General features: G+C 37.3%; 26 protein-coding genes and 1 pseudogene. 18 read left to right on the plus strand and 9 right to left on the minus strand.

What is annotated here, in order from left to right; all coding sequences use genetic code 11:
* Positions 1–77 precede the first annotated feature (77 nt).
* Positions 78–563 carry a GNAT family N-acetyltransferase gene (locus AA0X95_RS04740; RefSeq protein WP_413305938.1) on the minus strand — a complete coding sequence of 162 codons (486 nt, stop codon included), beginning with the start codon at positions 561–563 and terminating at the stop codon, positions 78–80.
* 6 nt (positions 564–569) lie between these two features.
* On the minus strand, positions 570–788 hold the full coding sequence (locus AA0X95_RS04745; RefSeq protein ID WP_413305940.1) for a hypothetical protein: 219 nt from the start codon (positions 786–788) through the stop codon (positions 570–572).
* Positions 789–2242: 1454 nt separating this feature from the next.
* Here AA0X95_RS04745 and AA0X95_RS04750 point away from each other — a divergent pair.
* The 3 genes from AA0X95_RS04750 to AA0X95_RS04760 all read left to right on the plus strand — a co-directional run bounded on the left by AA0X95_RS04750 (position 2243) and on the right by AA0X95_RS04760 (position 4145).
* Complete coding sequence (locus AA0X95_RS04750) at positions 2243–2641, plus strand: VOC family protein (RefSeq protein ID WP_413305943.1); 399 nt, start codon at positions 2243–2245, stop codon at positions 2639–2641.
* Between the two features lie 195 nt (positions 2642–2836).
* Positions 2837–3628 (plus strand): phosphotransferase, encoded by a 792-nt coding sequence (locus tag AA0X95_RS04755; protein WP_413305946.1) that lies wholly within the window; start codon positions 2837–2839, stop codon positions 3626–3628.
* 64 nt (positions 3629–3692) lie between these two features.
* A complete protein-coding gene (locus AA0X95_RS04760) occupies positions 3693–4145 on the plus strand; it encodes a VOC family protein (protein WP_413305949.1) in 453 nt (150 codons plus the stop codon).
* A gap of 224 nt (positions 4146–4369) precedes the next feature.
* Here the strand turns inward: AA0X95_RS04760 and AA0X95_RS04765 are convergent, their stop codons facing one another.
* Together AA0X95_RS04765 and AA0X95_RS04770 are read right to left on the minus strand one after the other, a co-directional pair.
* A complete protein-coding gene (locus tag AA0X95_RS04765) occupies positions 4370–4789 on the minus strand; it encodes a hypothetical protein (protein WP_413305951.1) in 420 nt (139 codons plus the stop codon).
* A gap of 590 nt (positions 4790–5379) precedes the next feature.
* Positions 5380–5739: a MerR family transcriptional regulator gene (locus tag AA0X95_RS04770; protein WP_413305953.1), complete on the minus strand. Its 360-nt coding sequence runs from the start codon at positions 5737–5739 to the stop codon at positions 5380–5382.
* 140 nt (positions 5740–5879) lie between these two features.
* Here AA0X95_RS04770 and AA0X95_RS04775 point away from each other — a divergent pair, with 140 nt between their 5' ends.
* From AA0X95_RS04775 to AA0X95_RS04795, 5 genes and pseudogenes are all read left to right on the plus strand, one after another.
* Positions 5880–6644 carry an SDR family NAD(P)-dependent oxidoreductase gene (locus tag AA0X95_RS04775; RefSeq protein ID WP_413309851.1) on the plus strand — a complete coding sequence of 255 codons (765 nt, stop codon included), beginning with the start codon at positions 5880–5882 and terminating at the stop codon, positions 6642–6644.
* 211 nt (positions 6645–6855) lie between these two features.
* The gene (locus AA0X95_RS04780; RefSeq protein WP_413305956.1) at positions 6856–7692 is read left to right on the plus strand and encodes an alpha/beta fold hydrolase; all 837 of its coding nucleotides are present in this window, start codon (positions 6856–6858) and stop codon (positions 7690–7692) included.
* A 26-nt stretch (positions 7693–7718) separates the two neighbouring features.
* Positions 7719–8258, plus strand: a complete 540-nt coding sequence (locus AA0X95_RS04785) for an RNA polymerase sigma factor (protein WP_413305959.1) — start codon at positions 7719–7721, stop codon at positions 8256–8258.
* A 275-nt stretch (positions 8259–8533) separates the two neighbouring features.
* Positions 8534–8611: pseudogene (locus AA0X95_RS04790) on the plus strand (YjcZ family sporulation protein); the annotation flags it as partial.
* A 317-nt stretch (positions 8612–8928) separates the two neighbouring features.
* Positions 8929–9201 carry a hypothetical protein gene (locus AA0X95_RS04795; RefSeq protein ID WP_413305962.1) on the plus strand — a complete coding sequence of 91 codons (273 nt, stop codon included), beginning with the start codon at positions 8929–8931 and terminating at the stop codon, positions 9199–9201.
* Positions 9202–9224: 23 nt separating this feature from the next.
* Here AA0X95_RS04795 and AA0X95_RS04800 read toward each other — a convergent pair whose 3' ends face one another.
* Positions 9225–9380 carry a hypothetical protein gene (locus AA0X95_RS04800; protein ID WP_413305964.1) on the minus strand — a complete coding sequence of 52 codons (156 nt, stop codon included), beginning with the start codon at positions 9378–9380 and terminating at the stop codon, positions 9225–9227.
* Between the two features lie 26 nt (positions 9381–9406).
* Positions 9407–9538: a hypothetical protein gene (locus AA0X95_RS04805; protein ID WP_413305967.1), complete on the minus strand. Its 132-nt coding sequence runs from the start codon at positions 9536–9538 to the stop codon at positions 9407–9409.
* 402 nt (positions 9539–9940) lie between these two features.
* On the opposite strand from AA0X95_RS04805, the gene AA0X95_RS04810 reads away from it, so the two are divergent.
* The 6 genes from AA0X95_RS04810 (at position 9941) to AA0X95_RS04835 (ending at position 14263) form a co-directional block, all read left to right on the plus strand.
* Complete coding sequence (locus AA0X95_RS04810) at positions 9941–10315, plus strand: GntR family transcriptional regulator (RefSeq protein ID WP_413305970.1); 375 nt, start codon at positions 9941–9943, stop codon at positions 10313–10315.
* An 11-nt stretch (positions 10316–10326) separates the two neighbouring features.
* A complete protein-coding gene (locus AA0X95_RS04815) occupies positions 10327–11016 on the plus strand; it encodes an ABC transporter ATP-binding protein (RefSeq protein ID WP_413305973.1) in 690 nt (229 codons plus the stop codon).
* Positions 11013–11843, plus strand: a complete 831-nt coding sequence (locus AA0X95_RS04820) for a hypothetical protein (protein ID WP_413305975.1) — start codon at positions 11013–11015, stop codon at positions 11841–11843. The genes AA0X95_RS04815 and AA0X95_RS04820 overlap by 4 nt, the downstream gene beginning before the upstream one ends.
* A gap of 12 nt (positions 11844–11855) precedes the next feature.
* On the plus strand, positions 11856–13064 hold the full coding sequence (locus tag AA0X95_RS04825; protein ID WP_413305978.1) for a hypothetical protein: 1209 nt from the start codon (positions 11856–11858) through the stop codon (positions 13062–13064).
* A gap of 101 nt (positions 13065–13165) precedes the next feature.
* Entirely contained in the window at positions 13166–13720 is a 555-nt protein-coding gene (locus AA0X95_RS04830; protein ID WP_413305980.1) for an RNA polymerase sigma factor, read from the plus strand.
* Between the two features lie 288 nt (positions 13721–14008).
* Positions 14009–14263: a hypothetical protein gene (locus AA0X95_RS04835; RefSeq protein ID WP_413305983.1), complete on the plus strand. Its 255-nt coding sequence runs from the start codon at positions 14009–14011 to the stop codon at positions 14261–14263.
* A gap of 243 nt (positions 14264–14506) precedes the next feature.
* Here the strand turns inward: AA0X95_RS04835 and AA0X95_RS04840 are convergent, their stop codons facing one another.
* Positions 14507–14995 (minus strand): pyridoxamine 5'-phosphate oxidase family protein, encoded by a 489-nt coding sequence (locus AA0X95_RS04840; protein WP_413305986.1) that lies wholly within the window; start codon positions 14993–14995, stop codon positions 14507–14509.
* Positions 14996–15098: 103 nt separating this feature from the next.
* Between AA0X95_RS04840 and AA0X95_RS04845 the strand changes: the two genes are divergently transcribed.
* The 4 genes from AA0X95_RS04845 to AA0X95_RS04860 all read left to right on the plus strand — a co-directional run bounded on the left by AA0X95_RS04845 (position 15099) and on the right by AA0X95_RS04860 (position 16929).
* Positions 15099–15269: a hypothetical protein gene (locus AA0X95_RS04845; RefSeq protein WP_413305989.1), complete on the plus strand. Its 171-nt coding sequence runs from the start codon at positions 15099–15101 to the stop codon at positions 15267–15269.
* Positions 15270–15290: 21 nt separating this feature from the next.
* Positions 15291–15419 carry a hypothetical protein gene (locus AA0X95_RS04850; protein ID WP_413305991.1) on the plus strand — a complete coding sequence of 43 codons (129 nt, stop codon included), beginning with the start codon at positions 15291–15293 and terminating at the stop codon, positions 15417–15419.
* A 95-nt stretch (positions 15420–15514) separates the two neighbouring features.
* Complete coding sequence (locus AA0X95_RS04855) at positions 15515–16306, plus strand: lipid II flippase Amj family protein (protein WP_413305993.1); 792 nt, start codon at positions 15515–15517, stop codon at positions 16304–16306.
* Positions 16307–16581: 275 nt separating this feature from the next.
* Positions 16582–16929: a VOC family protein gene (locus AA0X95_RS04860; protein WP_413309853.1), complete on the plus strand. Its 348-nt coding sequence runs from the start codon at positions 16582–16584 to the stop codon at positions 16927–16929.
* 200 nt (positions 16930–17129) lie between these two features.
* Here the strand turns inward: AA0X95_RS04860 and AA0X95_RS04865 are convergent, their stop codons facing one another.
* Together AA0X95_RS04865 and AA0X95_RS04870 are read right to left on the minus strand one after the other, a co-directional pair.
* Positions 17130–17444, minus strand: a complete 315-nt coding sequence (locus AA0X95_RS04865) for a DMT family transporter (RefSeq protein WP_413305996.1) — start codon at positions 17442–17444, stop codon at positions 17130–17132.
* On the minus strand, positions 17444–17785 hold the full coding sequence (locus tag AA0X95_RS04870; RefSeq protein WP_413305999.1) for a DMT family transporter: 342 nt from the start codon (positions 17783–17785) through the stop codon (positions 17444–17446). Before AA0X95_RS04870 ends, AA0X95_RS04865 begins: the two co-directional genes overlap by 1 nt.
* Between the last annotated feature and the right edge of the window lie 52 nt (positions 17786–17837).

Genomic DNA, 17837 nt, shown 5'->3' on the forward strand with positions numbered 1-17837 from the left:
ATGCACTACTTGCGTATTTTGGATTTTTTTACATTCATAAAAATCTATTAGTTTAGCAAGGCTTTCTTTGGCTTTTATTAGGTTGACTTGATAGAATAAATTGCTTGCTCGGCGCCAAACCTGCTAAGGGTTCCTTCTAAATTCATACCTAATTTCTCTAGAAGCCTACAAGAGGGCCTATTAGCGATTTGTGTTTCGGCAATTACTTTTGGTAGGTTCAAGTCATCTAGCGCAAAATTAATAATCACTTGAACTACTTCCGTTGCATAACCAGCTCCCCACCAAGTGGGTAATAACTGATAGGACATTTCGAGGTAATCGCCGTCGTGGTGAGGGTCAAGGGACACCATCCCAATAAAATCATCGGTGTGTTTTTCGCTGACCACCCAATAAAAAGAATCATTACTTGAATGAAGCATTTCGTCGAATACAACTTCAATGGAATCATCTGGGCGTACCCCACCGAGATATTTTCTGACATCCTCATTTACATATAACTTTTTCACATCTGCAAAATCAGACTTTTGAAGGCAGCGTATAACGCATCTTTCTGTTTCAAACAATTACATTCATCCCCTAAGCATATTTTTTTCTTTCATATTAAAATGTTGAAATGCTTCTCTAAGACCATACTGTTTGGAAGGCGGGCAAGGGTGCGCCCTTGAGGTGGGTGAATAAACTTTAGGATTGAGTCCACAATCTTCTTTCATATGAGCGATCCAACACGTTTTAACTGAATAACCATATTTGTCTTTTATGTAGTCTTGAATCTGCTTATAAGTAGCCATGTAATCACATCCTCGTGCTATCGGCTTTCAATGGTAGAGGCCATCATGCTATGTGTTCCATCAATCATTTTATTTAGTTGGGCTAAAGCCCTCTTACTAATTAATTATCTCCACAATCTTTCATCTATAAAAAACCTCCCAGTTCACTGAATGGGAGGTTTTTTTGTTAATCCTCTGGACGAGGCATTTAAATTTTCACAACTAATCATAGGAGCTGTAGCCGTTGCTGTAGGGTTTATGTGTTAATCCTCTAAATGGGGCTTTTAAATTTCCACTTGATCTTGGAATGATTTTAGGCAACAGGGTAAAAGAAAAGTGTTAATCCTCTAAACGAGGCTTTTTAATTTCTATACGACTTCTTCCGCAGTGAGAAAGAAAGCAACTTAAGAATGTGTTAATCCTCTTAACGAGGCATTTCAATTTCCACTGCATCCTTATTTTATCCCTTATGTATCAAGGGTTTCAAGCTCTATTTTTGCACGCATATTTAGTCAAACAAGGTCAAACTTTTCGTTTTTACTATTAAGAAAATTCAGAACTTTAATTTCCTCTTAATTTCTCCTGTTTCCTCTTGTTTTCATTTTTTCGCTTTGTGAAAAACTTATGCACGCTCCCCCCGTTTTTTAAGGGTTTTTTGACCGTGTAATGAAGAATTAATGATTCCCTTTTTATTGTACCACAACAAGATCAAACACTCTTTTTATTAAATGCACCCTGGAGACGTTTGTAAGGGTACAGTTCGTAGAAGAAAGAAGCAGACTTGCGACATCTGAGGTATAACTTCACTTGTTAAGAAGACCATGGGACCGGTTGGTCAAAACCAGAGAATCGTCCCTGTTGTTCTCGTGGTACAGAAGGTAAATCCCTCGTTTGTAGAGAATAATGAAAGTAGTAGATATCATAATTCAAATGCATCAGTGTTTTTTTGTGGTATGACAAAAATGATATAGTAGAAGACATGGAAGTTGCCTTAAAAAAGATACTTAAATAAAGGTAATGAACAAACCTCTTTTAACCTACCTTGGAAACAAATCAACCGTGTTGTACTTCATGCTAGACAGGATTAGGTTCAGTCACTCTATTAAGTTCCTTTTCATAAAAGAAGCTGCCAGATCTCGACATTCTTTTTATCGTTTCTATTGCGAGAAACCATGGATAGGAAGCATTTATCTTTCTTTTAACTAAACGTTTGTTTACTTTCGAATGAAAGGGAAGAATAGAGAAAGGAGTCGATTGGAGAGAAATATGGGTTATTTTGAAGAATAAGAGGAAAATTCGCGGAATGTTGGCCGACACTCTTTTTATGCCATTTGTGATGAAAATAGCCATATTAGTGGACTTAAGCATGTTTTAACTAAACGATTAATTAGTATAGCTTATAGGGAAAACAGTCAAAACGTGGTGAAAAAACCATGAGAACCGTCCCTGTGGCAAGGATAAGGAGATGATTTTTAATGGAAAAAGTTACACCATTCTTAATGTTTCAAGATGGAAATGCAGAGGAAGCCATGAATTATTACATATCAATTATTGAGAGTTCAGAAATTACAAGTATTGTTCGTTATGGAGCGAATGAAGCTGGTGACGAAGGGGCTGTCATGCAGGCTACTTTTTCCTTAAAAGGGCAAGAGTTTATGTGCATTGACAGTAATGTGAAGCATCAGTTTTCCTTTACTCCTTCATTCTCGATTTTTGTTACTTGTGATAGTGAAGAAGAAATTAACACTCTCTATCAAAAACTTCTCGAGGGTGGACAAGCACTTATGCCAATTGGGAATTATGGTTTTAGCCAGAGGTTTGGTTGGCTCAATGATCGATTTGGAGTATCGTGGCAACTAAATCTTCCTGCGTGAACGTCTTAAGTGCTTTTATTAAATCAATACTAGAGTAAAAGCAGCAAGGTATTACTTCGTTAGGGGTAATACCTAGTTTTATATTAAGGAGCTTATCGTTTTGATCTCTTGATGTTGTTAGTAAACTTAGGAGGCGATGCTTCAATAACAAAATATTGTCTTTTCTTATCGAAGTATCGGAGGGGGGATATTTAGATGTCAAACCATGAGAATGAAGAAATGTTAACAGGAGGGAATGTTTCTAACGTTTATCGATCAGGAGATACTGTGTTACGAGAATTAAAGCCAGACAGTACTAAAATTCATAAACTATTAAAGCATTTGGAGGACAAGGGTTTCCGTTATGCACCAAAGTTTTTAGGTATGGATGAAAAAGGAAGAGAGATATTATCGTTTATTGAAGGAGAAGCCGGTAATTATCCTTTAAAAGAATACATGTGGTCGGATGCTGTCTTAATTGAAATAGCGAAAATGCTCCGTCTTTATCATGATTCTGTGAGTGATTTTCCATTGGATGATAGCTGGCAATCGATAGATAATACCCCCAAACCATTTGAGGTATTATGCCATAATGATTTTGCCATATATAACATTATTTTTAATCATGATAGACCAAAGGGTATTATTGACTTTGATGTTGCTGGACCTGGTCCAAGACTGTGGGACATAGCTTATACTCTTTATACTTGCGTCCCATTAAGTAGATTTTATCTTTCTGAAACAGGTGAGAAGGTTCATTATAATTCATTACTGCATGCTAACCGTATAAAACAAAGAATTAGATTGTTTTTTGAAGCTTACGGTGAGGGAATAGAAGAAGATTATATGGAAATGGTAATACTGCGATTAGAAGGGTTATGTAAAACAATTACAAGAAAAGCCAGTGAAGGTGACATAGCTTTTCAAAAGATGATCGATGAAGGGCATCTTGAACATTATCAAAACGATATTACATTCATTCTTGAAACTGGAAAAGCGTGGATTTGAACTTTTTACTAGAATAAATATAAATGATCAGATAATAAATTTTTACACATAAGGAGATAAAACTATGGCAAAAAACAAATTACTAAGAATGGACAATGTCGGCATCGTGGTAGAATCCCTTGATGACGCAATCTCTTTCTTCGAGGAGATTGGCTTGAGCCTCGAAGGGAGAGCCACTGTCGAAGGTGAATGGGCTGGTAGCGTAACCGGACTGGGTTCTCAGTGCGTAGAGATTGCTATGATGGTTACCCCAGATGGACACAGTCGACTTGAACTTTCGCGATTTCTCACCCCACCTACTATATCAGATCACCGGACTGCGCCTGTAAACGCCCTCGGTTATCTACGCGTCATGTTTACAGTTGAAGACATTGACGAAATGGTATCCAGACTCACTAAGTTTGGTGCTCAGCTCGTTGGCGAAGTGGTTCAGTACGAGGACTCGTATCGTCTCTGCTACATTCGTGGAACCGAAGGACTTCTAATCGGTTTGGCGGAACAGCTCGGTAACAAATAAGTAAGTGACGTTTTATAAAAAATAAAAGGGCGCTTTTCTTTAATAGAGGGCGTCTTTTGTAATGCCTCAACACATTATTAGAAACTGACGAGTAAAAGATATTTGTAGGTTTGTGGAAAATAAACGAGGGTATGTCTCTTTTCATGTGCTCCAAGCTGAGGGTTAATGAAAAGGACTGTTCTTGTGGTAGAACCGTCCTTCTTGCAATTGGGCACCTGTCGCGATTAATTCTTACCAGTGAGTATTTCGATTAGTTCTGCTGATTTCTTTTTGTCCAATTGAACATATTTACTTTGGGCGTCTATTACCAGTTCAACTTGGTCCTTGTTGGGACTGATCCAAAGTTCGTATAACACGGCTTTTGCCTCTATTTCAGGATTCGTAAATTGAAATACAAATCGGTAATCAGGCGGGCGTACCATAGATACTTTTGCATTTTCCCAATCACTGTCTTCTAATATATCTTTTACCTTTTGAACTTGGATTTTGGTAGTAATTTTTTTGAAGGCTTCATATTTATTTTCATCACCAACACGTTTTTTCACTTCTATATATTGCTCTTCATTCTTCATTCCGTCGAAACAACCCGTTGTAAACAATGAAATGATTCCAATAAAAACAGTTAAATAGGTAAATTTTTTCAAGATTCACCGCCCCCTTCAGTAATAAGACGGATTTCTTTTAGAAAAGTATCAAATATTCTTTTCAATTTAATTAATCTGGGGTTGCCCCGCCACGGTCCTTGATGACTGTGGTTTTATTTATGGAGGTGTGGGTGGAGGTTAGTGGTTGGCGAGTAAAATGGGGGAAATGACGAGTAAAGTATGAAAGTTGACGAGTAAAAAAGAAAATAGACGAGTAAATCATAAATTTGACGAGTAAAAGACCGAAAGTGACGAGTAAAAAAGGAAATCATATAAAAAGGGTAATTTTAACGAGACATCAAGAGATGATCAACACATAATTGGGGAGGAAGATACTAAAGCCAGGCTGTTCGCCTGGCTTTTTAGCATGTAGGGGGAGTTCTAGTGCCAGGCACCTTTCAAATTTATCGTAGATTGATAGGCTTTTGGAAAATGATAGATTGAAATGTGGAACCGAGGAACGGTTTTCTGGTGGCTATTTCTAATCGATGAGCTTTTATTAGCCAGGAGAACCGTCCGGGACCTGTGGCGCCTGGAGGGACAGTCCCCCACCGCTTTAAAGCGGCGGGGGACTGTCCCCTTTTTTGAAATTATTTTTTCAGAATCATCTCTTTATAGGAAGTAATTTTATGTTCTAATATTTTATCTGTTTCTTCTAGTGTCTTTAGCTGGCTTTCGATCGAACGTTTATGATCTTCTAAGAGTTTTAATCGATTAATTGCTGTATGTTCACCTTCCGTATACAAGTAGGCATATTCTTTTATTTTTGTGAGCGGCATTTGCGTCTCTTTTAATTTTAAGACAAATTTCAGCCATTGAAGATGGGATTCAGAATATGTTCTTTCTCCGTGTTCATTCCGATCGGGGAGAATAATTTTCTCTTTTTCATAGTAACGTAATGTATGTGCGCTGACTCCTATTAGTTGAGCCACTTCTCCGATTGTATACATAATAACCTCCATATTTAACCAATACTAATCTGATGAAAAATAGTTTGCCTTAGAGTGTACTCTAACCAATATAATAAATCCGTATCAGCTAAACAATCATTTTTATGAGTATATACAAAATAGTAGGAGGAAATGAAATGATGAAATATACAGTTATTACAGGTGCAAGTTCTGGGATTGGGTATGAAACAGCTCTTGCATTTGCAGCTCGTGGAAAAAATTTAGTCATTGTGGCACGTAGAACAGAGGAGCTTGAAAAACTAAAATCAGAAATCGCGAAAGTAAATGCAGAACTAGAAGTGGTTATAAAAACAGTGGATTTATCTCATACGAAAAATGCGTATATCTTATATGAAGAGTTAAAGGAATACGAAATTGAAACGTGGATCAATAATGCTGGGTTTGGTAATTTCGCATCCGTTGGTGATCAAAATTTAACTAAAATTGAGACGATGCTGAATTTAAATATTGAAGCGCTAACGATTTTAACTTCACTTTATGTGCGTGACTATTCAACCGTGGAAGGAACGCAAGTAATTAACGTTTCTTCGGGTGGAGGCTATACGATTATTGGAAATGCCATCACTTATTGTGCTTCTAAATTCTATGTAAGTGCCTTTACTGAGGGACTTGCACATGAATTAAAAGAACAAGGTGCAAGGATGCAAGCAAAAGTATTAGCGCCAGCTGCAACTGAAACTGAATTTGCAAAAGTATCGAATGACCTAGAGGAAAATGTGAAATTCGAAGGACTTCTACCTAAATACCATACAGCGAAAGAAATGGCTGGATTTATGCTTGATCTTTATGACAGCGAAAAAGTAGTTGGCATTGTCGATGGTGTTACGTATGAATTTCAATTAAAGGATCCCATTTATCCTTATGCAGTAAGAATGAGAAACTAAAGCCAAGGGGACGGTTCTGGGGGTTTTTTCTCCTCGGCTTTTTGGTGACTTGTGATGTTTGGGGACAGTCCCCCGGCGCTTTAACGCAGCGGGGGACTGTCCCTTCTTTTTTTGTCGCTTCCTTTTGCTATACATTTTAGAAAATATTGGTTATAATTGGTCTATATAAACTAGCCGGTCGGTTTATTTCGTGGAGAAGGTGGGGATTTGTATGGGAGAAGAGAAGTATATCAAGCTTAGGAATGAAATGATCTACACCAACATAATGGGAAAAGGGGAACCTTTGATTTTTTTACATGGTGGACCAGGTGGGGAGCATCGCTTTTTTTTACCTCATTTACAAGATTTATCCCAACGCTTTACACTCATTTTTTATGACCAAAGAGGTTGTGGGCAATCAGAGAAAGCAGAAAATGAGGATTATACGATGGATGGAGAGGTTGAAACGTTAGAGGCACTTCGTCAATTTTTCAAGATAGAGAAACTGAATCTTATTGGTGAATCGTGGGGGTCCATGCTAGCCCTTTTATACGCCGTCAAATACCCTGATCATGTGAATAAACTATTTATGACGGCCGCGGTGGGTGCGACAACGGAAGGGTATTTCAGATTTGAGAAAGAACTGATGAATCGATTAACAATGGATGAACGGAAATGGCTGGAAGAGGTATCGCCTAAAGTGGATAGTGAAGAGGTGGACGTTGCGGAGATTTTTAAAATGATTGATCCGTATTACGTGTACTCGCCTGAAAGCTTAACGAAGAAGACGAAAACCCAATCGAATGCGAGGGTAAATGAGCTGATAGGGAAAGACATTGCCGATAACTATGATGTGTCAAAGGCTGCTTCCAAACTTAGTCGGATCCCCATGCTAGTTGCACAAGGTGACCATGACATCCTTACACCGGAAATCCTAGAACAAGTATTAGTTAACTATATCCCTCATATTGAAGTAAGGGAAATAAAGGATTGCGGGCATTGGTCAGTAGTTGAACAACCGGAGCAGCTTCAGGCGATGATCAAGGAGTTTTTTCAAAAAGGATACTAGCTTGATAGGTGGAGGAGGACATCAAAATGGGGTTGGAAGATACTGTTTTGGAGGAACTATTTCATCAATATAGCCCTATTATTTATCGCTATATTTTATTTGTGACGAAATGTAAAGAGGAAGCGGAGGACTTAACGCAGGAAGTGTTTTTTAAAGCTTACCGCGGTTTAGCCCATTATCGGGGAGAGTCGTCGTATAAGACTTGGTTATACACCATTGCACGTAATGTTATTATTGATCATTATCGAAAAAAAAGGGCAATCAATGATGGTTTGATAGATTTGGATTTACTCTTATCTGACCAAAATCAGCTGGTTCCTGAAGAAGTGTTGGATCGTAAGGAACAAACACAAATTTTATACAGAGCGATCATGGAGTTAAAGTTTCCCTACCGTGAGGTCATTATCTTACGGAAGATTAAAGGATATTCTGTCACTGAGACTGCTACTATACTAGGATGTACGGAGGGCAAGGTCAAAGTCACTCTTCATCGAGCCTTACATAGACTTAAGGATAAATTGAATCGAGATCGGTGGAATTTCGATGAATTACGTAAAAGTTGTTAAAAATATAAAAAGAATGGGGACAGTCCCCCAGTACGTTAAAGCAGTATGCCTATTTTTAATACAGACGGGCTCCAACTTCCTCTCTGAGTGTAATATATAGGGTAAGTCGTATTACCTCTCTATACATTCGAAAGGAAGTGTAAAAAATGGATAATGCCATACCGTATTCAAATGCCTTACCGATTTCAAATGCCATACCGGCTAATGTTATTCCCCAACCTCAATTATCTTACTGCTATGCAGCACCTGTTTATACAGATTGTTTTCCTGCACGTGGCTGCGGTGATTTTATACTGATAGTTGTGTTGTTTATTTTATTAATCATTGTTGGTGCAGTTTGTTTCTGTGGGTAACAGATGTGACTGTATCTATTAAATAATCCTCATTTTTACTCCTGATGAGGATTATTTTTCTGAAGGAAGGATGTTCGTTTCTTATCGAAGTAACGGGCAGTTTAGTCCAAGAAGGAATATTCAATACTCTAAACCAATAATACAATATATCTAAAACAGGACATTTAAATAGTGTTCTTAAGTAAAGTGTGCTTAAGTTTAGATTATGGCTGTCATTGAGGCAGCTTTTTCTTGTTAATCAAACGGGTGCATAGTTGAAGAAGGACTTATTGGAAATATCCTGAATAAATTAGGATATAGGCAATTTTTAGGAGGGATTGGATGAAAAAAAATTACAGATTTTTGGGTATGTTTTATTTTCTTCTGGAACTGTATTATTTGGTTTAATGCATCTTGCAATTGCTTTGTATATTCCTAAATTGAATGGGTGGAGTGACCCACCAGGGAAATTTGAAACAGTGCTAAATGATATTATGGGGTGGGTTCCATATACGTTAAGTCTATTATTTATATTAATTGGTGGATTTATTGTTATTTTTGATATATTGCAAACCAAGAGGATTGAAAAAGATAATAATTTTACAAATTAATTAAGTAAAAAATCTGGTTAGTATTAAGCTAACGGGAGCGTTGATCCAAGAAGGATTAACGCTCCTTTTTGTTTATGGGCTAGATGATCAGCAGTAAGATGGCCGTCACTACATAGGTAAGAAGGATAAACTTGAACAGAGATGATAGTTGCAAGGACAATCGCTCCAGTAGCCATCATGCAAAACGCATAACCGAAACCGCCAATTAATCCAGCAGACTGTAAAATGGCTGCAATGGCTCCCCCAGTATCATCTTTGTATTTCTTGGATAATCTGCAACCGATACATCATGAGCCTCCAGAAAAAAGCCTACTCCCCTTCGTACCAATTTCAACATACTCTCCTCCTAAACAAATGATCGACCAACAAAAGCGGGTGGTGCCTGGCATCGGTAAAGAAATGTTAGGTGTTTTGCTTGTATAAGATTAAGATGGATGCCATCTCTAACATGTATTCTTGCAAGAGTAAATCATGCATGGTTTTTTCATGGGAGAGATGAACCGTCCCCTGTATCTTTCTTCTTCTGGTTGGTTGGTTCCCACCATAAAAAACGAATTGGGAAAATTCCCTTTGCCGCCCTCTTGCATTAATAGTGTATTAAGTATATAATACAAGCAACAGGTGTATTACACGCTTAATACATTTGAGCTCAATGGTACAGTCTGATCTCTTTTTAGCCTTTTTTTATCATTGGTGTATTAACCGTATAATACAGTATGAATTTATAGGAGTTGGGTCTATGGATGTCAAGTTTAACAATAGGGATCCGGTTTATGTGCAGGTGATTCGGCATTTTAAGGAACAAATTGCCACTCGGTATTTTGAACCGGGTCAAGAAATTCCATCGCGAAGAGAACTAGCGAATCAGCTGAAAATTAATCCAAATACGGCGCAGCGTGCGTATAAAGAAATGGAGGAACAGGGGTTGATCTTTACGGAGGGAAATTTGCCTAGCCGCATTACGAAAGACGAGCAGGTGTTGAAAAGGGTTCGAGAGGAATTAATCTTAGAGGCAGTCGATGCTTTCGTTCAATCCGTCCGTTCCATCCAGGTACCATTACACGAAGCATGGGACTTGGTGAAGAACGAGTTTGAGCGGGAAAGTCATGAATAGGGGGGATTTAAGTGATTGAAGTAAAAAATATAACCAAAAAATTTGGTCGGAAGAAAGTGTTAGATGGCGTCACGTTTACAGCTGAAAAAGGGAAGATTACCTGTTTAATTGGCATTAATGGGGTCGGGAAAACAACGATTATGAAAGCGATTATGGCCTTAACCCCGATAAATAGCGGTGAAGTCCTCATTAATGGAGAAAAAATTCATAAGGGAAGCTATGAAAAAATCACCTTTATCCCAGATGCGATTACGATGCTTCCGCAAATGAAAATCAGCGATGCGTTTACCTTTATGGCTGACTTTTACGATTGTTGGAACCAGGACAGGGCAAGTGAACTGCTCCAATTTTTCAAACTAAAAGAATCTGATCGAATTTCCGAACTATCGAAAGGCAACACCGCCAAAGTGAACCTGCTGCTCGGGTTAGCTCTGGATGTGGATTATATCCTAATGGACGAACCTTTTTCCGGGATTGATATCTTTAGCAGGGAGCAGATTGCAGAGGTATTTACGAGTCATCTCATCGAGAACCGGGGGGTTGTCATCACGACACATGAAATCACTGATATTGAACATCTCATTGATAAGGTCGTGCTGCTCGATCATGGGGTCGTGTTAAAAGAATTTAATACCGAAGAAGTAAGAGAAACGGAAGGGAAATCGGTCATTGATGTGATGAGAGAGGTGTATAAAGGATGAGTCGTTATTTGAAGCTAGTCAATTTCGAGTTTACTCGCTTTTGGAAATTATTTGTCGTTTTAATGGGTGTGACAATTGTTTCCCAAATCATTGGCGTAATCTATAAAGCACGAAAATATGTAAGTCAATCCAATCAAATGATCTATGAAGAACACCTGTCGAAGAGTGAGTTTCTCGAACAATTTGGCACCCTCTCCTTACTTAATATTTCACAGACACTTTGGTTTATCGGGCCAATTGGACTTTGTATGGTTGTTTTACTGATTTATGTCTTTTTTATTTGGTATCGTGATTGGTTGGGGAAAAATACCTTTATTTATCGTTTGTTGATGCTGCCGACAGCCCGCCTTCATGTTTATTTAGCAAAGGCGACCACGATTTTCCTATTTACAATCAGTCTTGTTGCCATGCAGCTGGTTTTATTCCCAATCGAAAATTATATTTTGAAAATGATCGTTCCACAGGAGTTTCGAACGGACCTTTCCGTGTATGAAATGACTAAGTTTCCAGATTTGCAGATTATGTTCCCGAATACTTTTACGGAATTTGTTCTTTATTATGGCGGTGGAATCGCGGCTGTGATGATTGTTTTTACGGCCATTTTGTTTGAACGTTCATATCGCCTCAAAGGGGTGTTTTATGGCCTTCTCTATAGTGCTGCGTCTGTATTCATTTTTTTACTGCCATTATTAGTGAATACTTTTATTCTAAACAATTATTTCTATCCCCTAGAACTATTCTTCATGGAACTAGGAACTGGGATACTGGTTTTGGCTGGTGCTATTTGGACAGGAAATTTCCTCATTCAGAAAAAAGTAAGGGTTTAGGGAGGCACAGAAATGAAACGATATTGGAAAATCATCACGCTTAGTATCGTAACAGTACTTATTATTGGCACCTTTTATATACAATCCAGTTTGGCTGCCGAACAGAATACAACGATTGATTTTGAAAAAGTAAGCGGGAATGAAGAGGAAATCAATGATTTACTCCTATCCGGTGACTATGTGGTTGGTAACTTGAATCAATCATTACAAATCACAAATAAGGAAACTATCAATCTAACGAACCAATCGTTCTTTCAACGACTAACCAGGGTTAACAATGGACCCATTATAAAAAAATTGATCAATCAATATCGAAGCTTTATGCGTGGGAAGGAATTAAACCCTGCTGCCTTTTATGAAGATGAAAAACTAGTAGCCTATGCTAATATAATTGACCCGGACTCTAGAGATGCTTCTATTGATGTTGACTTCTTTAATAAAAAATCAGAAGAGACGACTTCCATTCAGCTGGATGTGCCCAAAAATGAAACATATAGTTGGATGGATGTGGTTGATGTCCAAGTCATCGCTGGAAACCTAAAGGTCATCACTCGGGGGTTTCAAACAAAAGGCGGAAGTGATCTGAATGTCTACACCATTAACATCGCTGAACAAAAGCTAGTGAAGAATGAAGTGATTTATACGACTCCACCGGTAGAGAATGGTGGGTCAGACCTCTTCGTTATGAATGATGATAATTCTATTAAACCGGAAAAATATCTTTTATTAAAATTGGATGTTTATGGTGAGCAACCGGCCCAAGATAATGGTGAAATGGGATCAGAAGCTGGACCGCAAGTAGTCTCAAATGAAGTCATGGTGTACGATTTAGAAACAAATCAGTTGGAAAAAATAGGAGTGCCTGATGAAATGTTAGGATCCATTAACAATTTGGCCGCTGTCAGCCAGTCTTCCATTTATATTCCATCCCAGACGGCAAAGGGGATAGAAGTGAATACGTATGATATCAAAAATCAGAAGTGGGGCACAAAACTGACCATTGAGATCGTCCAGAATAAAAATGGTGAGAGTTCTCCCTATATGAAACTAATATATGATAAATTATATATCATTCAAGCAACACCAACCGGACACACCATCCAGATTCGCGATCTAAAAACAGGAAAATCTCTATATGAAGGAAAACTAAAAGTAAAAAATACAAACCAAGGACAAAAGGATTATCAGCTCTTCATTAATGAAATAGAGAAAATTCAGTGACAATGGACAGGGGGACCGCAGTTTAAATCCGTGCCCGGAATGCCGTGGATTTGGCCGATTATTTTACAAATATAACAAATGAATGAGAAAGGGTGGGGACAGTGGTTGAAAATAATATAAATCGTGTTGCACCCTCTTGTCCCTTATCCGAAAAAGATTTTGACCAGTTGATTAAAGAATATGAAATCGAACTACGTTTCGTAGCCTACAAATATGTTCGTAACTGGATAATCGTGGACGATATTATGCAAGAGGTGTTCATCAAAATATTCTTGAAATGGGACTCGTTTGAACAACGGTCTTCGATCAAATCCTGGTTATACACGGTTACTATTAACCAGTGCATCGATTATTTTCGAAGTAAAACGGTCAAACACACTCTACTAATCGATGATCTTGAAAAAATGGAAGTGTTGCATACTGACCCAGCAGCAGAAACTGAGGCCATCCAACAGCTTGACAATAAGTGGCTGTATCATACTGTTAATTCCTTACCTACCCAATTTAAAGAACCAATCATCCTTTATTACTTTAAACAGTATTCTTATAAGGAAATTGGCGAGCTATTAAATGAAACCATTTGCGTTATCAAAAATCGACTCTTTAGAGGTCGACGATTGCTTAAGGAATTGATATTTAGACAGGAGATGGGGTGACGGGGGAGGACCAGGGGACGGTTCTGCCGGCTATCAAAAATTTTGACCCTGGTTATAAAATGCCTAAACCCTTGGTACATGTGGGATTAGGCATTTTTTTATTTGTCCATAATTAAGGTTAAGAAGGATTAACGCTTTTTCTTGTTGAACTTTATTAAAGGAACGCAGGTTCGTTTTTACATGAGTGGTTTGTTTCTATTTCGTCTTCTTGATCTAACCGATGCAGATTAGCTCAAGAAGGAAATCGCCCCTTTCATAGCGAAAGAAAAAATTTAAGGAGGGTTGGCTATGAAAAGGAAAATTATTTATTTTCCACTTATATTAATATTACTGCCCGTTTTATTTTTCACTGTAGATTTAAGTCTTGCTAAACTTAACAAACCTCCAGTATTTGCGATTAAAACTGAAATATATAAAGATGGTGGAACAAAGGATTACAGAGGTCTTGGATATAAAGTGATTGATTATAATGAATTAGATGGTGAAGGAAGACAAGATGTAGTTTTTATATCAAAATTAATTAAGGTTGGTAATTCTAAATAATTTTATAAAGGAAAAAATTAGCAACAACCTCATCAACGAACTGGGTGCTTGAGTTTAAGAAGGATTTCTGCAGCTCAACTTACGGGACAGGTTAGTTTTATAAGGAAAGACAAAGGTGACCTCTGCTCCAAGAGAAATATAATACTAAATAAAAATCAGCAAGAAAAAGGACAATACCTATTTGAAGGTATTATCCTTTTTTTTCGTAATCGAGTTAATTTCTATGACAACCTATTTTTGCAGTTATTTATTCATTTCAATCGTTTCATTCACATCTGTCGATTGAGAACTTTGCCCTGTCATGCGTTTGTAGAGAAAGGCGATTTTCTTCGTAAAATTACCGGTATCCCAATATTCGGCTGCTTCTGCTTTTACCTTTAGCAAGACAACGTTAGGATCATCATAAGAAGTTTGCATTATTGTCTCATATGCTTTGCTCCACAATTCCTTTTTTTTGCCTAAATCCTCAACGATTTCCGCTCTTCCTCGGACGGAAACATAGGATTTACCTGCATAAGCCACATTTACATCTTGATCATGTAAAATTTCTTCATATTTATTAGTCTCTTTTTTTGTGAAAAACCATAAGTCACCATCAAACTCTACTTCTTGTGTTTTCATAGGACGAGAAACAAGCCCTTCTTCCGTTACCGTAGTCAGCATGGCCGTGTCTACGTCTTTGATTAACTCTCTTAATGTTTCTATTTCTTCTTGTTTCATCATGTTAGACATTTGGATCACCTCATGAATGTTTTAAGATGTATACTACCCTTTCCATCAATTTTTATTCAGGTATGGCGAAATACTACAGGTTAATTAAATAAGGATTATCAATATGTTAAAATTAGGAAAATATAAAAATAATAGTAAAGTATTTGAGATGAAAATTTACTTTAAAGAAGTGGGGAAAATAGATGTTTGGAATATTCTATTTTATATTGGTGTCATTTTAGCCTTGATTGGTATATTTACTTTTATAACACATCAAGCACCTATATTTGCATAAAATATTAAAGGAGGAATACGATTGATCTACATAAGTGTTGCGGCTGTTGTTCTTGGTTTAGTTGCATTTAATGTTTCATTCGATTCAAAGAGAAAAATAAAAGAATTAGAACATAGGGTTAGCGAATTAGAGAAGAAAAGTGGAATTTAGTAAGAAATCCCTGTGTTTTTAGGTAGATTAGTATAAATTGTAAAAAATTGTTATAATTAAGTGGTAGATTCTTAGAATATATGAGGGCACTCGTTATGACCATGCATTTGCTTGAACTAACCATTCTGACATTAATCGTCCATTTAATTGACACACTGGCTTATTCAGTCCGACTTAACTCTGTAAAAAATGGGAAGTTTGCACTTTCTATATCACTATTTAATATTTTTGTTTTAGTATCGAGGACGGCAAATATGTTCCAAGCTCCTTTAATTGGTGGACTAATTGGAATTAGTATATTAAAACATCAAGATCCTTTGTCCGATATTAGAATGGTCATTTTATCTGCCACGATTGGAACGATTGTAGGAATTGTGTTAATCCCCACGTTTTTAAAGTTATTTTCAAAAGCTGTCGATCAGCTTGAAGTAAGAGGGTCAGTCCCTTCTATTATAGTAGAGGCTTTGAGTATTAATAACATAAAAAGAATTGTTAAAAGTACTACTAGACCTAGAAAAAATATGATGACACGTTTAAGGTTTCGAGAAATACCCAAACGATTTTTATTACTTAATACGATGATCACAGCTATATATACCATTGGGGTCATTGCTGCATATTATGCAGCATTCTTTGTTGATGAAAAATTCCGTTTGGCGGCGTCAGCTTCATCTGGAATGATAAACGGTATTGCCACCATTTTATTAACGCTGTTGGTGGATCCTCAATCTGCCATCATCACTTATCAGGCACTTAGGGGAAAACGACCGTATGGAGATGTTAAAGCCCTTGTCATCATGTTAATAGGAACAAAACTTATTGGAACACTATTGGGACAAATACTAATCTATCCCGCTGCTCGAATGATTGCATTCTTTTATTCATAGAGAGGACCAGGGGGACGTTCGAGGAGGTAAGGTTTTCTCCCTGGGAAAATTCTATATCTATAAATCTACTATCTTTCATTGCCTCTTTGTTTGTTGTCAATCTGTCCATTTATTTTATTTACTATCTATTTTCTTTACTAAGGAAGTGATTTTTTCAGAACTCAGATCCAAAGTGACTTGTGTGACGAACGAAGCAGGTTAGTGAAAGAAGGAATTCGCTTTCAAAACTAGAATTTAAAATTAGTAACTAACGGAATAGGAAGGGGATTTTTATGATAATAAAGGGTTTCGGAGGAATTTTTTGGAGGACTAAAAATCTTGAGGATGTAAAAAAATGGTACAGTGAAGTGTTGAAGATTGAAATTAATGATTGGAATATGACTATAATTAAACCTGATTCAGGAAATGAAACGATCTTTTCTTTCTTTACTGAAGATGACACCTACTTTCCAACAGAGCAGCAAGTGATGTTGAATTTCGAAGTTTATAATCTTGACGAGACGATTGAGCATCTTGAACAAATTGGTGTACCGCTTGAAAAGAAAAAAGAGGTTAGTGAATTTGGTCAGTTTATTTGGATTAAAGATCCTGAAGGGAGACTGGTTGAGCTTTGGGAGAAATAACGGGGGCCTGAGCGAAACAAGGAGTTGTAGTTGCGGCTCCTTTTTCCTTTTTCACGAACGGGCAGTTTTCTTGGAGTAGAAAAAAGCCTAATCTTATAGTTTCTGGAGGTAAAATTAGGCTTTTCTTAATCCCAAACATCATAAATTGAATTTTTTAGTACTCCCCTAGATCGATAGGCAATCGTTATCTATTTTTCCAATTATGAAACAAGTTTTAGTCCTACCGCCGCACATAAGACCATTGTGATGAAGACCAACCTTTTCCAATCCTTTGATTCTCCATATAAAAGCATTCCTACTATTGCTCCACCAGACGCACCAATTCCTGTCCAAATTGCATATGCTGTCCCCATAGGAAGTGTTTCCATTGCATAAGATAGAAATATGAAGCTTGCCCCAAATCCAAGAAACATTAGAACCAGTGACTGCCAATTACGGTCCCTATGAAGTTTATTTATCATAGCAACACCAAACATTTCAAATAACCCTGCTAGGATTAAAGAAATCCACGCCATTAGGAATCAGCCCCTTCCTGAACTGTATCCTTTGTCACTAATTTCAAACCAATTACCCCTGCTAGTAACAATAAAATCAAAAGTATTTTACTTATTTTGAATGGTTCACCAAAGAATATTATTTCAGAGATAACAGTGCCCGCTGTACCCAATCCCACAAAAACTGCATATACAGTTCCTACGGGAAGTTTTCGACCCGCCATAACCATTCCATAGAAGCTGATGATTATGGATAAAACAGTTCCGGACCAAGTCCAAAAGTCATCTGCGTGTTTCAGTCCAACCACCCAAAATACCTCAAATAGTGCTGCAATAAAAACTTTAATCCAATGTGCTTTCATTTAATGATTCCTCCAATCTTATTTTTACCAAAACAAAAAAAAGCCTGAGAGA

Source organism: Neobacillus phoenicis, assembly GCF_047302305.1.
GTDB lineage: Bacteria > Bacillota > Bacilli > Bacillales > Cytobacillaceae > Neobacillus.

Coding starts and splice junctions, on each gene's coding strand:
- AA0X95_RS04865 (WP_413305996.1), bottom strand. CDS start 17,444: ATGGCGTGGATTTCTTTAATCCTAGCAGGGTTATTTGAAATGTTTGGT.
- AA0X95_RS04805 (WP_413305967.1), bottom strand. CDS start 9,538: ATGTTGAAATTGGTACGAAGGGGAGTAGGCTTTTTTCTGGAGGCTCAT.
- AA0X95_RS04785 (WP_413305959.1), top strand. CDS start 7,719: ATGGGGTTGGAAGATACTGTTTTGGAGGAACTATTTCATCAATATAGC.
- AA0X95_RS04870 (WP_413305999.1), bottom strand. CDS start 17,785: ATGAAAGCACATTGGATTAAAGTTTTTATTGCAGCACTATTTGAGGTA.
- AA0X95_RS04780 (WP_413305956.1), top strand. CDS start 6,856: ATGGGAGAAGAGAAGTATATCAAGCTTAGGAATGAAATGATCTACACC.
- AA0X95_RS04760 (WP_413305949.1), top strand. CDS start 3,693: ATGGCAAAAAACAAATTACTAAGAATGGACAATGTCGGCATCGTGGTA.
- AA0X95_RS04825 (WP_413305978.1), top strand. CDS start 11,856: ATGAAACGATATTGGAAAATCATCACGCTTAGTATCGTAACAGTACTT.
- AA0X95_RS04745 (WP_413305940.1), bottom strand. CDS start 788: ATGGCTACTTATAAGCAGATTCAAGACTACATAAAAGACAAATATGGT.
- AA0X95_RS04855 (WP_413305993.1), top strand. CDS start 15,515: ATGACCATGCATTTGCTTGAACTAACCATTCTGACATTAATCGTCCAT.
- AA0X95_RS04845 (WP_413305989.1), top strand. CDS start 15,099: ATGTTAAAATTAGGAAAATATAAAAATAATAGTAAAGTATTTGAGATG.
- AA0X95_RS04750 (WP_413305943.1), top strand. CDS start 2,243: ATGGAAAAAGTTACACCATTCTTAATGTTTCAAGATGGAAATGCAGAG.
- AA0X95_RS04770 (WP_413305953.1), bottom strand. CDS start 5,739: ATGTATACAATCGGAGAAGTGGCTCAACTAATAGGAGTCAGCGCACAT.
- AA0X95_RS04820 (WP_413305975.1), top strand. CDS start 11,013: ATGAGTCGTTATTTGAAGCTAGTCAATTTCGAGTTTACTCGCTTTTGG.
- AA0X95_RS04810 (WP_413305970.1), top strand. CDS start 9,941: ATGGATGTCAAGTTTAACAATAGGGATCCGGTTTATGTGCAGGTGATT.
- AA0X95_RS04755 (WP_413305946.1), top strand. CDS start 2,837: ATGTCAAACCATGAGAATGAAGAAATGTTAACAGGAGGGAATGTTTCT.
- AA0X95_RS04800 (WP_413305964.1), bottom strand. CDS start 9,380: ATGATGGCTACTGGAGCGATTGTCCTTGCAACTATCATCTCTGTTCAA.
- AA0X95_RS04835 (WP_413305983.1), top strand. CDS start 14,009: ATGAAAAGGAAAATTATTTATTTTCCACTTATATTAATATTACTGCCC.
- AA0X95_RS04775 (WP_413309851.1), top strand. CDS start 5,880: ATGAAATATACAGTTATTACAGGTGCAAGTTCTGGGATTGGGTATGAA.
- AA0X95_RS04840 (WP_413305986.1), bottom strand. CDS start 14,995: ATGTCTAACATGATGAAACAAGAAGAAATAGAAACATTAAGAGAGTTA.